The sequence below is a fragment of the Cobetia sp. D5 genome, from assembly GCF_035666195.1.
In the GTDB taxonomy this organism is placed as follows: domain Bacteria; phylum Pseudomonadota; class Gammaproteobacteria; order Pseudomonadales; family Halomonadaceae; genus Cobetia; species Cobetia amphilecti.
Window position 1 is genome coordinate 1,189,660 of record NZ_CP142020.1, and the last position, 13,233, is coordinate 1,202,892.

The window sequence follows — 13,233 nt, forward strand, 5'->3', positions numbered from 1 at the left end:
AGTCTTTCCTGCGCATTTTTTGCGATTTTGACTGGCGCTTTTGATGCATGATGGCAGGGAGGTGTTTTTTACGGGTATCGTAAAGGGGATATCGTCGAGCTGGTCACTCGCGATATGACGCCTCTGCGGCCGTTATCGATCGTGGGCCGTCACTCTATCGTTGAAACTTTTTCCACTTTGCCAATGGCTTCCCGCACTCTTGGGACGGACTCTCTGGTATCTTGTGTAAGTATACGTAACATAATGCGCAGGCCGGGCAATGATTCGGCCGCATACGAAGGGACACTCAATGGGACGCAAGCTTCCTCTCGCACTGGCGGTGTCGTTCGCCGTCTACAGTGCTCAGGCCTTGGCAGTCGGCATGGAATCGCCGCGGTTGCGCTCGAATCTGAATCAGCCACTGGACGCGCGCATCGGCCTCACGGATACCTCGGGCCTCGATGCCAGCCTCATCAAGGCCGGCGTTGCCGATTCTGCCGCCTTTACGCGAGCGGGCGTCGATCGCAGCTATGTCAGCGATGACATCAAGGTTGCCGTCAAGCAGCAGGGTGGGCGCTACTACCTCCAGCTGTCCACCAATGGCGCGGTACGTGAGCCCTATGTGGACCTGCTGCTGGATGTCGAATGGCCCAATGGCAAGCTGCAGCGTCAGGTGACCCTGTTGTTCGATCCGGCGGGCTATTCGAGTCAGCCGTCATTGGTGACACCTGCCGGCGCGCGCTCGCGCCCGCTGGCCACCAACGATTCCTCGCCGACGCGTTCCGTGGTGTTCCGCGACAATGCTCAGCCCAGCCAGGCTGCCTCGCGCAGTGCGTCATCCAGCACGCCGCCGTCCAGCATCAAGGTGCGCAACGGTGATTCGCTGTGGACGATCGCGCGTCGCGTGCGTCCGGATGCCAGTGTCAGCATCCGTCAGGCGATGCTGGCGATCCAGGAAGCCAACCCCAGGGCCTTCCCGGGCGGCAACATCAACAAGCTGCGTGCGGGAGTGGTGCTGAGCGTGCCGGACCGCAGCACCATGTTGGGACGTTCGCGTACCGAGGCTGACAAGGAAGTGCGTCAGCAGTATCAGCAGTGGGTCGCGGGCGCGCAGGGCAAGACCGTGCCGGCTCCGGCCAGCAAGAAAACCGCTGCGGCCAGCACGTCGAATGAGCCCTCCGCCAGTGATGCGCCTGCGGCCACGGCCGCACCGAGCGGGCCCGCCAGCGCGGGTGCCGACGGCAAGCCGCGTCTGACGCTGCTGGATGAAGACGGCAGCAAGCCCAAGGCGGCGGCAGCCAGTGGTCAGATCTCCGCGGGTAGTCAGCAGGCGATCGATGAACTGTCCGATCGCCTCGAGTCGCTGGAAGACCAGCTGCTGACCAATCAGCAACGCCTCGATCAGCTGGAGCAGGAGCGTGATGACCTGCGCAGCGAAGTGGCCTCCCTGCGCAACGAAGTCGGTGAGCTGCGAGCGTCGCTGGCAGAGCGTACCGAGCAGCTCGAGACGGCCAAGGTGCTGCTCGCCAAACAGAATCGTCTACTCGTCAACAGCGGTATCTCGCCGTTGGCGTTGCCGGAAAGCCTGATCGCCGCCGGGGTGGACCTCGGACAGCCGCGCGACGGCGAGGGCAACCTGGTGTTGCCCAAGCAGCCGTGGCCCCAGGCGACCTGGCAGTGGGTGCAGGACAACCTGGCCATCGTCGGCGGGGTGGCCGGGGCATTGCTGCTTCTGTTGCTGCTGTTGTTGCGTCGCCGCTCCGGTTCCGGGGGCGATGAGAACATGAGCTTTGCCGATGCGGTCCGCGGCAATGAAGAGCCCGACCAGGACAAGCCACGCGTCTTCCCTGATACCTTTGCGGCCTCGACTGCCGCTGCTGCCGCGGGTCACAAGTCATCCGCGTCTGAAGATGCCAACGTGGCGGCGCGCCGGGGTTCCGGTAGCCTTGAGCCGCTCTCCCAGCCGGAAGCGGCTGCGATCAGCGAGGCGGACATCTTCATCGCCTACGGCCGCTTCGATCAGGCCCAGGCCCTGCTGGAGGCCGGTCTGGTGGAAGATCCCGCACGCCAGGACCTGCGCCTCAAGTTGATGGGTGTCCATGGCGAGCTTGGCAATGCTGAAGCCCTGCATCATGAAGGTGAGCAGGTGCTGGCGGCCGGCAATGAGGAAGAGCGTTTCGAGGCTCAGGCGCTGCTGGATCGCTACAGTGTCTCAAGCAGTGCGCTGCGTGCTGTCGCAGGCGGCGGCGCGAGTCAGGTGGGGCGCAAGGTCTCCTATCTGTCTGGGGTGGCAAGCCAGCAGGCGGCAGCGCCTCGCGCGCCGCTTGAAGGTCGCGACAAGGCCGATGATGCGGCTCGCGGCCCGGCAGATGCATCCGCCACGGGCTCTGACGCCTCCCTTGATGACTCGGAAGAGGCTAGCGCGCTGTCTGACAGCGAACCGCATGCCGGTGACGGCGTGAGCGAACCGTTGGTCGAGCATGCTCCCGATCAAGGCGTCGCGTTCGAGCCGGGCCTCAAGGGCGAGGACCTCGAGAAGGCGCCCGTGCGTGAGAGCCACTTCAACAGCGACAACGTGATCGATTACCAGGCGCCGGAATTGACGCTGGGGGATACTGGTCACGCTGATGGCGAGAAGGGCACTGATGCCGCGGCATCCAAGGCGGCGGATAGCGCGCTCAAGGGCGAGTCCGTCGAGTTCACCTCACTGCGTGAAGAGCTGGATGACCACTCCGCGATCGGGAGCGGCGCCGCAAGTGAGAAGAACGGTGCTGCAAGTGAGAGTAGTGGCGCAAGTGAAGGCAGCGCTGCGAGCCAGAAGCCGTATGAGGCGTCAAGCAAGCCGTCAGCCGCAGTCGATGGCATGGACGAGTTGCCGTCACTGGATAGCATGACGCTGGAAGAGGTGGACGTGCCGCGGCGTGATATCTCGGAATTCGAGGTCGAGGAAGTGGCGTTCGAGTCTGGGGATCAGGATAATGCCTATCCCTCTGTCGAGTCGGCAGGGTTTGGGGCTGGCGCCCAGGATACCGTGGCATTCCAACAGCTCGAGGAAGCCCGTCAGTTGTTGGTGGATGGCGATGATGATCAGGCGGCTGCGCTGCTTGAGCCGCTCGCTACCGCCAGTGATGACATGGTCCGTGAAGAGGCGCTGGCGTTGATGGAGCGCTTTGGTCTGACCTGATGCCCTTTTTTACACCGTTGGATGATAACGAGAAACGCCCGGGGCGCATTGCTCTGGGCGTTGAATATGATGGCACCCGCTATTGTGGCTGGCAGCGTCTGAGCCACGCCCCCTCCGTGCAGGAAGCGCTCGAGAAGGCCTTGTCCAAGGTCGCCTCCACGCCGATTACCGTGCATTGCAGTGGCCGCACCGATTCCGGTGTGCATGCCGTGCGTCAGGTCGTGCATTTCGATACCCCCGTGGGCCGCAGTCGCAAGGCCTGGCGCATGGGCGGTAACGTCAACCTTCCCCCCGATATCGGGATTCATTGGGCCGTGCCGGTGCCCGATGATTTCCATGCGCGTTTCAGCGCCATCGCCCGCCGCTATCGCTACATGATCATCAACCAGCCGTTTCGGCCGGTGATGGAGCGCAACAATGTCACCTGGTGTCGTGAGCCGCTCAATGTCGCCGACATGCAGGCCGCGGCGGCGCATCTGGTGGGCGAGCTGGATTTCTCGGCGTTCCGCGCCGCAGGCTGTCAGTCGCGCTCGCCGCGCCGCCACGTGCACTTCATTGAAGTCAGTCGCCATGGCCATATCGTCATGATCGATATCCAGGCCAATGCCTTCCTGCATCACATGGTGCGCAATATCGCGGGCACCTTGATGGCCATCGGGCGTGGCGAGAAGCCTGTCGAGTGGATCGTCGAGCTGATGCGCGGAGGAGATCGCACGCGCTCGAGCGCGACGGCAGCGGCGACAGGGCTTCACTTCGTCGATGTCATCTATCCGCCGCGCTATGCGCTGCCCAAGGAACCCCTGGGCCCTGGTCTGGTCGCACATCTTGGCGAGTGGACGGGCGAGCGCCCGTTGCCGGACTGCCCGATGGTGCGCTCACGCATGGCGCGTGCCGAGGCCGAGGGTGCCGAAGAGGCGCGCGCGGCAGGCAAGCTCAGTGAGCAGGAGGCCATTCGACTGGCCAACGTGGCCCGTGAAGCCGAGCGCCTCAGTCGCGAGCATGAACAAGCGATTCCTGCGGCAGGCGATCCTGCGGCAGGCGATCCTGCGGCAGGCGCCGAGGATGACACGCTGACGGCTGCCACCCAGAATGAATCCTCACGTTGAACGGAGTGATCCCATGACCGAGATGAGCGCTCGAGCGAGCCAGCGTACCCGGATCAAGATCTGTGGCTTGACGCGTGAGCAGGATATCCGCGACGCCGTGGCAGCAGGGGCCGATGCGCTGGGCTTCGTGCTGTGGCCGGGCAGCAAGCGTGCGGTGGATGTGGCGCGGCTGGCCGAGCTTGCCGCGTGCGTGCCGGCCTTCGTGACGCGGGTCGGCCTGTTCGTGGATGCCAGCGCCGAAGAGATTGCGGCGGCGGCACCGCACCTCGATCTGCTCCAGTTGCATGGCAATGAGACGCCAGAGCAGTGTCGGGCGGCTGGGCGGCCCTATATCAAGGCGTTGCGCATGCGTGACGGGATCGATCTCGCCGCGCAGGCGGCGCGCTATCACGATGCGCGTGGCTTGCTGCTGGATGCCTATCGTCCCGGCGTGCCCGGTGGCACCGGCGAGACCTTCGACTGGTCGCGCATCCCGGCCGATCTGCCGCTGCCGGTCATCCTGGCAGGTGGTCTCGAGTCAGGCAATGTCGCTGCGGCGGTGGCGCAGGTCGCCCCTTATGCGGTCGATGTCTCCGGTGGTGTGGAAGCCGCGCCCGGCGAGAAGAGTGCCGAGCGCATGCAGGCATTCTGTCAGGCAGTCCGCCAGCAGCGCTGATTTGCCGGCAAGGTTGTGGCCCTTGCGTTGCTTTCGTCCCAAGCGGCGAGGGCCGCAACGCTCAATTGGCATCTCGCACTACCCGCAAGGGGGGCGAAGCCGCTACAATGACCCCCAGAATTCGGAAAAGTGGCCGTACGACCAATGGGTTGCACGGTCTTTTCCATTGGCACTGCCCTGTGATGGTAGCTGCCCGCCATATTGCCGGGGCGTGAACGCCCTGGAATATGTGCCAACTCGCATGGCCGCCGACAGTCGTCGAGCGGTGCCCAGAACAGCAGCAAAACGGAAGCCTCCCCACCATGAGCTGGCTTGACAAGATTGTGCCGTCAATGAGCCGTATCCAACGCAAGGATCGGCGTACCTCCATTCCTGACGGCCTGTGGCGTAAATGCCCCAAGTGCGAAGCAGTCCTGTACCTTCCGGAGCTGACCAAGCACGACAACGTCTGCCCGAAGTGTGACCACCACCTGCGTCTCACTGCGCGTGCGCGTCTGTCCTGGTTCCTCGACAGCGAAGGCCGCGAGGAAATCGCGGCGGATCTCGAGCCGGTCGATCGCCTCAAGTTCCGCGACTCCAAGAAGTACAAGGATCGCCTGAGCGCTGCCCAGAAGCAGACATCCGAGAAGGATGCGCTGGTCGCCATGCGCGGTGCACTCTCCGGTCAGCCGGTCGTGGCCGTGGCCTTCGAGTTCAGCTTCATGGGTGGCTCCATGGGTGCCATCGTCGGCGAGAAGTTCGTGCGTGCAGCAGAGCTTGCGCTGGCCGAGAACATCCCGCTGGTCTGCTTCGCCGCCTCCGGTGGTGCTCGCATGCAGGAAGCCTTGTTCTCCCTGATGCAGATGGCCAAGACCTCCGCGGCGCTTGAAAAGCTCAAGCAGGCTGGCGTGCCGTACATCAGCGTGCTGACCGATCCGGTCTTCGGTGGCGTGTCTGCGTCGCTGGCGATGCTGGGCGACCTGAATGTCGCTGAGCCGAACGCCCTGATCGGCTTTGCCGGTCCGCGGGTCATCGAGCAGACCGTGCGCGAGAAGCTGCCGGAAGGCTTCCAGCGCTCCGAGTTCCTGCTCGAGCATGGCGCCGTCGACATGATCATCCACCGCCGCGAGATGCGTGAGCGCCTGTCCAGCATCCTGCTCAAGTTGCAGGGCATGCCGGTCAACGCCGCCAACCTGCCGGTCGCGGATGCGGTCGTCGAAGAAGAATCCGTCGAGGCGGATGCGACTGTCGAAGCACCGGCCGAGCCGCGCTCCGCCGTGGACAGCGTGCTCGACGAGACCTTCACCAGCGAGAAGCCGCAAGGCGAACGTCGCGATGGCTGAGCAGGGCTCCGCCCCGGCAAGCTGCAGCACCGATGAGGTGCTGCAGTCTTCCTCACTCCCTCCGCTGGATGCCGCTTCGTGGCAGCTTTCCCCCCTGCATGATGCCGTGCCGCGTGGCCACTCGCTGGATGAGTGGCTGACGCGTCTCGAGCATCAGCACCCCGTCAGTATCGATATGGGCCTTGCCCGAGTGCTGTGCGTGGCCAGGCGTCTCGGTCTGGTCGGGGCGGGCGCGCGTCGGCTCGGTGACCGCATCATTACCGTGGCGGGGACCAATGGCAAGGGCTCGACAGTTGCCATGCTCGAGGCGCTGGGGCGTGCCCACGGGCTGAGCACCGCCACCTATACCTCTCCGCACCTGCTGCATTACAACGAGCGTCTGAGCTTCAATGGTCAAGACGTCAGTGATGCGGCATTGGTCACGGCCTTTGAGCAGGTCGATTCCGCGCGCCATTCCGGGCTGTCGGCCAATGGTGAGCCGCTGGATGACGAGGGTGTGATCAGCCTGACCTACTTCGAGGCCGGCACGCTGGCCGGGCTATGGCTGATCGCTCAGCAGCAACCGCAGCTCGCGATTCTGGAAGTCGGCCTGGGCGGACGTCTGGATGCCGTCAACATCATCGATTGTGATGTCGCGATGATCATCACGGTCGCACAGGATCATGCCGCGTTTCTTGGCACCGACCTCGAGAACATCGGCTTCGAGAAGGCCGGGATTCTGCGCGCCGGCAAGCCGGCCGTGTTCGGCTCGGATGTGCTGCCGTCCAGTTGTGCGGCGCATGCTCGCACGCTGGGTGTCACGCCGCAGGTGCTATGGCAGGACTTTCGCTGGCAGGCCGCGGCTGAATTTGTAAATGGCAATGTGAATAGCAGTGTGAAGGGCAGTGTGGATGGCAGCACGGACCATTCGGCTACCTCTCAATGGCAATGGCAGCGCCTGTCAGCGCCGGCACTGACGTTCGATGCGCTGCCAGACCCGGGCTTGCCGCGGGACAATGCGGCCAGTGCGCTGAATGCGTTGGTCGAGGCCGGTATCGAGCTCAACGCCGAATGCGTGCAGCAGGCCATGGCGAGCGTCAAGCTCAAGGGGCGTATGCAATGGCTGAGTCGTCACGGGCGAGACTGGTGTCTGGATGTCGGCCATAACCCGCATGCCGCGAGTTATCTGGCCAGCCGTCTTGCTGCTCATGACCTGCGTTGCGCGCGGGATCCTGCCACCCGTCCGCGGCGGGCGTTGCTCGCCATGCTGGGCGACAAGGATGCCGCTGGCGTGATTCAGGCGCTGGCACCGGTGGTGGACGGCTTCGTCGTCGCCACCCTGGATGGCGAGCGTAGCCGTCAGGCCAGTGAGCTTGCCGCCGTGGTCCGCCACTGTGGTGGTGAGGTGCTGGCGGAGTGCGAGACGGTCACCGCTGCAGCCGAATGGTTGGCACGCGAGACGAGCGCTGGAGAAGTATTGGTCTGTGGTTCCTTCTTCACGGTCGGTGAAGCATTGATGTGGCTCGACGCCCAGGCCTGATGCAGGCCGGCGGCGGGTCCGGGATTTCGGGTGCAAGGGAGATGTCACAATGAAATATGGCAAACGCGAGCGAATCAGCGGTGCGGTCATCCTGCTGGCGTTGGGGGTGATCTTCATCCCGATGCTCTTCGATGAGCCGCCGGCCCGTGATGAGCGCCCGAGTCCGGTGATGACGCTTGGCAAGCCGGTGGATATCGATCGCTCCAACGTCGATGAGCCGCAGCCGCCCAGCGAGCTGAAGATCGGCACGGATGTGCCGATCACCTTCGTCGACAGCAACGGCAAGGTGCGTGACAGTGACCCGGGTGCTGGCAGTGACAGCGGTTCCGAGTCCCAAGGCCGTGTCGCCGAGGCCGAGCAGTTGTCGCCGACCCGCTCTGTGGCCAGCAGCGAGCCGCAGTCAAAGCCAAAGCCGGAACCGGAACCGGAACCGGAACCCGCTGCCAAGCCGGAGCCCAAGCCTGCTCCCAAGGCTGAACCCAAGCCCGCGCCCAAGCCTGAGCCGAAGCCTGCGGTTGCCTCGAATGCGCCGTCGTCTTCCGCCGGTGGCTGGGCCGTGCAGGTCGGCAGCTTCGGTGACCCGGCCAACGCCGAGCGTCTCCAGAAGGAGCTGCAGGGCAAGGGCTTCGCGGCATACCGTATCCCGCGTGGCAGCAAGTTGACCGTTGTCTTCGTCGGCCCGTACAAGTCTTCCGAGATCGGTGAGTCCGCACGCTCGCGCCTGCAGCAGCAGGTCAATATCAAGGGCCTGCTGGTACGACGCAAGGAGGGTGAGTGAACGAGCTGGTCTGGATCGATTGGCTATGTCTGGGCCTGATCGGTATCTCGGTACTGCTGGGGCTGATGCGGGGTCTGCTCAGCGAGGCCCTGGGTCTGGCGGGCTGGCTGGTGGCATTGGTCGCGGCACGCCAGTTCGGCGCCGAGGTGGGTGGCCTTCTCGAAGAGATGATTGTCTCGCCGGGCATCCGCACCGCAGTCGGCTTCGTGCTGGTGGTGATCGCGAGCGTGCTGATCTGGGGGCTGATGTTGCGCCTGCTGGAACGCTTGATTCATGCGGTCGGCATGGGCGGCTTCAATCGCCTGCTCGGCGGTGTATTCGGCGCCTTGCGCGCGGCGGTCATACTGGTGCTGATCACCGCCGTGGTGGGGCTGACGCCCCTGCGTGACAGCGCCGACTGGCAGGCCGCCCAGCTGCGGCCGATGCTTGAGCAGCTGCGCGACTGGTCGTTGGCTCGCTATCGTGAGTGGGATACGGGCGGTGACTGGGGCCAGAGCGTGTCGCTTCCGGATTCCACCAGCGGCACCCGGCTCAAGCAGCAGGCCAGCGGTCTGATCGACAGCGCCCAGCGAGAAGGGCGTGCGTTGAGCGACAGCCTCAGCCAGCAGGCGCTGCAGTCGTTCACGCGCCAGGATGCCACGCAGGACCAGCCCTCGCTGGAGGCGTTGCTCAGGGGCAGCACCGCTGGCGAGGCCGCAAGCCGCAATGCGGGTGGTGAGCAGTGACAGGCAGGATCTTCAGCGCCGGGCATCGTGGCCCGGCGTTGTCGTTTTCGGCATTCGGCACGCGTTGCTGAAGCCTCATGCGGGGCAGTCGAAGGGGTTGACCCATCGGTCAGGTGTTGCCTGCATGGGGGGCAGGCCTGACAATTGCGCCGTGTGAGCACTCATATTGCCATATGGACGGGCGCCGGCAGTCGCCAGCGTGCGCTTCCCTATCCAAGTGTGTATTAGTGAGGTAATGACGGGATGTGCGGGATTGTAGGTTTGATGGCCAACGCCTCGGTCAACCAGGCGCTGTATGACGCGCTGACCGTATTGCAGCACCGCGGGCAGGACGCCGCGGGCATGATGACCTGGCACGAAGGTCGTTTCCTGCTGCGCAAGAGCAATGGTCTGGTGCGTGATGTCTTCCGCACTCGTCACATGCAGCGTCTCAAGGGCAACATGGGGATCGGCCATGTTCGCTACCCGACCGCCGGTTCCTCCAGCGAGGCGGAATCACAGCCGTTCTATGTCAACTCGCCTTACGGCATCACGCTGGCGCACAACGGCAACCTGACCAACTCCGACCAGCTCAAGCAGGAGTTGTTCTCCTCTGATCTGCGTCACATCAACACCAGCTCCGATTCCGAGGTGCTGCTCAACGTCTTCGCTCACGAGCTGGGCAAGCAGGGCATGCGTCTGGGTGCCGGTGATGTGTTCGATGCCGTGCGTCGTGTGCATCGTCGCTGCAAGGGCGGCTACGCGGCCGTCTCGATCATCAACGGCACTGGCCTGGTCGCTTTCCGTGATCCGCACGGCATCCGTCCGGCGTGTTTCGGCAAGCGTGACTCCGCCGAAGGCGTCGAGTACATGATCGCCTCCGAATCCGTGGCGCTCGACGTCGCCGGCTTCGAGCTGATCCGTGACCTGGCCCCGGGTGAAGCGGTATTCATCGACATGGAGCGTGAGCTGCACACTCTGCAGTGCGCGGATGATCCGGTTCTCAAGCCGTGCATCTTCGAACACGTCTACCTGGCGCGTCCGGATTCCCTGCTCGACGGTGCCTACGTCTATGGCACCCGCATGCGCATGGGCGAGAAGCTGGCCGACAAGATCGTGCGTGAATGGCCGGAGCAGGACATCGATGTCGTGATTCCGATCCCCGATACCTCGCGTACCTCCGCCCTCGAGCTGGCCCAGCATCTGGGAGTGACTTACCGCGAAGGCTTCATGAAGAACCGCTATATCGGCCGTACCTTCATCATGCCGGGGCAGACACTGCGCAAGAAGTCCGTGCGTCAGAAACTCAACGCCATCGATATCGAGTTTGCCGGCAAGAACGTGCTGCTGGTGGACGATTCCATCGTGCGCGGTACCACCTGCAACGAGATCATCCAGATGGCGCGTGAAGCGGGCGCCAAGAACGTCTACTTCGCGTCGGCAGCACCGGCGGTTCGCTACCCCAACGTTTACGGCATCGACATGCCGGCGGCGGAAGAGCTGATCGCCCATGACCGTACCGAGAAGGAAATCGCGGACCTGATCGGCGCTGACCGTCTGTTCTATCAGGACCTCGACGACCTGAAGGACGCCTGTCGTGAAGTCAATCCGGCGCTGGATGAGTTCGATTGCTCCGTGTTCGACGGTGTCTACGTGACCGGCGATATCGATGAAGCCTATCTGAACGACCTGCGTGCCTCGCGCAATGATGGCGCCAAGAGCGCTGGCGAGACCCACGCGGTGGTGGATCTGCACAACGATTCGGAAGATCTCGACTGATCCGGCTGCCTGCCATCCTCGGCAGGCAATCACGCGATGAGCGAACCGCAACGGGCTCCGGAGAAATCCGGGGCCCGTTGCGCGTTCAAAACCGGTAACATTGGCGCATCGCTTTTCCTTCTTCTTGCTGTCGACGCGACCCGAGATGCTGAAGACGCGACATGTCACAGCGGCGCGTGACGCTGGATCGTGATTCACAGGGCAGTAGATTCCATCAGTAGAGGTACTGGACACCATGCACGACGACAATCTTTCCCGCGCCGGTCTTTCCCGCGATGAGCTGGGCCTCGAGACGCTCGCCATCCGTGCCGGTCACCTGCGCGGTGCCGAGCAGGAACACGGCGAGCCCATCTACACCACCTCAAGTTTCGTCTATGGCAGCGCCGCTGAGGCCGCAGCCAAGTTCGGGGGCGATGAAGCCGGCAACATCTACTCGCGCTTCACCAATCCGACGGTGCGCTTCTTCGAGGAGCGCCTGGCGGCGATGGAAGGCGGTGAGCGTTGCGTGGCAACCAGTTCCGGCATGGCCGCGATCATGTCCACCGTGCTGGCGTTGCTGGAATCCGGCGATGAAATCGTCGCGTCGCGTTCCATCTTCGGTTCGAGTGTCAGCCTGTTCACCAAGTACTTCGGCAAGCTGGGCATCACTACGCGCTTCGTCGAACTGAAGGATCTGGATGCCTGGCGCGAGGCGATCACGCCGGCCACCAAGCTGTTGTTCGCCGAGACACCGTCCAATCCGCTGTCCGAGCTCGGCGATATCAAGGCATTGGCGGCGCTGGCCCATGAGAACGACGCCTGGCTCGCCATCGACAACTGCTTCTGTACGCCGGCTCTGCAGCGCCCGCTGACGCTGGGCGCCGATATCGTCATCCACTCCGCCACCAAGTATCTCGATGGTCAGGGCCGGACGCTGGGTGGTGCCGTGGTCGGAAGCTCCTCGCTGATGGAGGAGGTCTATGGCGTGGTGCGTACCTGCGGGCCGTGCCTGAGCCCCTTCAACGCCTGGGTCTTCCTCAAGGGCCTGGAGACGCTGAACATTCGCATGGAAGCCCACTGTGCACGTGCGCTGACGCTGGCACATTGGCTGGAGGCGCATCCGGCCATCGAGCGGGTGCATTACTCCGGACTTGAGAGCCATCCGCAGCATGAACTGGCCAAGGCCCAGCAGAAGGCCTTCGGTGCGGTGCTGGGGGTGGTGGTCAAGGGCGGCCGCGAGGCGGCCTGGTCGGTGGTCGATGCGACGCAGATCCTGTCGATCACTGGCAACCTGGGCGACGTGAAGACCACCATCACGCACCCGGCCACCACGACTCACGGTCGCCTCAGCGATGACCAGAAAGCAGCCGCCGGCATCGAAGAGGGCCTGCTGCGTATTGCCGTCGGTCTGGAAGATCTCGACGACATCAAGCGTGATCTGGCGCGCGGACTTGATCGCCTCGCGAGCTGAGTCCCGTAACGCCTGCCTTTGCACACCAACGCCCGGTTCTGCCGGGCGTTGGTGTCTCTGGACAATTTCGCTGGTGTTGCCCGCAAGGGTTGGCGTCCGTTCGGGCACTGGTTAAGCTCTTGCTCAAAGAACCTGCCAGCTCGATGGTCAGGTGGAGACTGTCATCAGGAGCACCTCATGTGGCGTAATTCTCGACGGGGCTGGGGCTGGCCTGTCATCGTGATGCATTGGCTGTCGGCGCTGGCCATCGTCGGGCTCTTCGCGCTGGGCTGGTGGATGACGTCGCTTGGCTATTACGATGCCTGGTACCAGCTCGGTCCGTGGTGGCATCGCTCGGTCGGGGTGATATTGCTGGTGCTGACGCTGGTGCGGCTTGCCTGGCGCTGGAGCCAGACGACCCCGCAGGCGCACGGCACGCGTAATGAACAGCGCGCGGCGCTTATCGGCCATGTGTTGCTCTACGTGCTGATGCTGGTGGTGATGATCTCGGGTTACCTCATTTCCACCGCTGACGGGCGTGGCATCAAGGTATTCGATCTCTTCGAGGTGCCGGCAGTGATCTCGGGGCTGAAGGATCAGGCATCGCTGGCAGGTGAGGTGCATTGGTATGCTGCCTGTGTGCTGATCATCCTGTCGCTGGGGCATGCGGCGGCGGCATTCAAGCATCACCTGCTGGATGGGCAGGACACGTTGCGGCGCATGATTCGGCCGCTGCGCTGACGAAAAGGAAGGCGTTGGGTACGCTCGAACGCCAGAT

At 63.8% G+C, this 13,233-nt stretch carries 10 protein-coding genes; all 10 read left to right on the forward strand.

The genetic code is table 11. The features are described 5' to 3' along the window. Positions 1–289: 289 nt before the first annotated feature. The 10 genes from U0O11_RS05055 to U0O11_RS05100 all read left to right on the forward strand — a co-directional run bounded on the left by U0O11_RS05055 (position 290) and on the right by U0O11_RS05100 (position 13,196). Positions 290–3,163, forward strand: coding sequence for a type IV pilus assembly protein FimV (locus U0O11_RS05055; protein ID WP_324691957.1), 2,874 nt, complete (start codon positions 290–292; stop codon positions 3,161–3,163). After that, positions 3,163–4,269: a tRNA pseudouridine(38-40) synthase TruA gene (truA, locus tag U0O11_RS05060; protein ID WP_318527678.1), complete on the forward strand. Its 1,107-nt coding sequence runs from the start codon at positions 3,163–3,165 to the stop codon at positions 4,267–4,269. The genes U0O11_RS05055 and truA overlap by 1 nt, the downstream gene beginning before the upstream one ends. A 22-nt stretch (positions 4,270–4,291) precedes the next feature. Further along, on the forward strand, positions 4,292–4,924 hold the full coding sequence (locus U0O11_RS05065) for a phosphoribosylanthranilate isomerase (protein ID WP_153636798.1): 633 nt from the start codon (positions 4,292–4,294) through the stop codon (positions 4,922–4,924). Positions 4,925–5,226: 302 nt separating this feature from the next. Continuing rightward, positions 5,227–6,246, forward strand: a complete 1,020-nt coding sequence (gene accD, locus U0O11_RS05070) for an acetyl-CoA carboxylase, carboxyltransferase subunit beta (RefSeq protein WP_043336910.1) — start codon at positions 5,227–5,229, stop codon at positions 6,244–6,246. Further along, positions 6,239–7,765, forward strand: coding sequence for a bifunctional folylpolyglutamate synthase/dihydrofolate synthase (locus U0O11_RS05075; protein WP_225347758.1), 1,527 nt, complete (start codon positions 6,239–6,241; stop codon positions 7,763–7,765). Before accD ends, U0O11_RS05075 begins: the two co-directional genes overlap by 8 nt. A 49-nt stretch (positions 7,766–7,814) precedes the next feature. Continuing rightward, positions 7,815–8,543 carry an SPOR domain-containing protein gene (locus U0O11_RS05080; RefSeq protein WP_225347759.1) on the forward strand — a complete coding sequence of 243 codons (729 nt, stop codon included), beginning with the start codon at positions 7,815–7,817 and terminating at the stop codon, positions 8,541–8,543. Further along, entirely contained in the window at positions 8,540–9,268 is a 729-nt protein-coding gene (locus tag U0O11_RS05085; protein ID WP_225347760.1) for a CvpA family protein, read from the forward strand. The genes U0O11_RS05080 and U0O11_RS05085 overlap by 4 nt, the downstream gene beginning before the upstream one ends. Before the next feature lie 243 nt (positions 9,269–9,511). Beyond that, positions 9,512–11,026: an amidophosphoribosyltransferase gene (gene purF / locus U0O11_RS05090; RefSeq protein WP_043336916.1), complete on the forward strand. Its 1,515-nt coding sequence runs from the start codon at positions 9,512–9,514 to the stop codon at positions 11,024–11,026. A gap of 235 nt (positions 11,027–11,261) precedes the next feature. Further along, on the forward strand, positions 11,262–12,476 hold the full coding sequence (locus tag U0O11_RS05095; RefSeq protein WP_225347761.1) for an O-succinylhomoserine sulfhydrylase: 1,215 nt from the start codon (positions 11,262–11,264) through the stop codon (positions 12,474–12,476). Positions 12,477–12,653: 177 nt separating this feature from the next. Beyond that, on the forward strand, positions 12,654–13,196 hold the full coding sequence (locus U0O11_RS05100; protein WP_215824062.1) for a cytochrome b: 543 nt from the start codon (positions 12,654–12,656) through the stop codon (positions 13,194–13,196). Positions 13,197–13,233 lie beyond the last annotated feature (37 nt).

What these genes read in the sequence shown, in the direction of transcription:
- U0O11_RS05080 (WP_225347759.1), top strand. Translation starts at nt 7,815, where the DNA reads ATGAAATATGGCAAACGCGAGCGAATCAGCGGTGCGGTCATCCTGCTG.
- purF (WP_043336916.1), top strand. Translation starts at nt 9,512, where the DNA reads ATGTGCGGGATTGTAGGTTTGATGGCCAACGCCTCGGTCAACCAGGCG.
- accD (WP_043336910.1), top strand. Translation starts at nt 5,227, where the DNA reads ATGAGCTGGCTTGACAAGATTGTGCCGTCAATGAGCCGTATCCAACGC.
- truA (WP_318527678.1), top strand. Translation starts at nt 3,163, where the DNA reads ATGCCCTTTTTTACACCGTTGGATGATAACGAGAAACGCCCGGGGCGC.
- U0O11_RS05075 (WP_225347758.1), top strand. Translation starts at nt 6,239, where the DNA reads ATGGCTGAGCAGGGCTCCGCCCCGGCAAGCTGCAGCACCGATGAGGTG.
- U0O11_RS05055 (WP_324691957.1), top strand. Translation starts at nt 290, where the DNA reads ATGGGACGCAAGCTTCCTCTCGCACTGGCGGTGTCGTTCGCCGTCTAC.
- U0O11_RS05065 (WP_153636798.1), top strand. Translation starts at nt 4,292, where the DNA reads ATGAGCGCTCGAGCGAGCCAGCGTACCCGGATCAAGATCTGTGGCTTG.
- U0O11_RS05095 (WP_225347761.1), top strand. Translation starts at nt 11,262, where the DNA reads ATGCACGACGACAATCTTTCCCGCGCCGGTCTTTCCCGCGATGAGCTG.
- U0O11_RS05100 (WP_215824062.1), top strand. Translation starts at nt 12,654, where the DNA reads ATGTGGCGTAATTCTCGACGGGGCTGGGGCTGGCCTGTCATCGTGATG.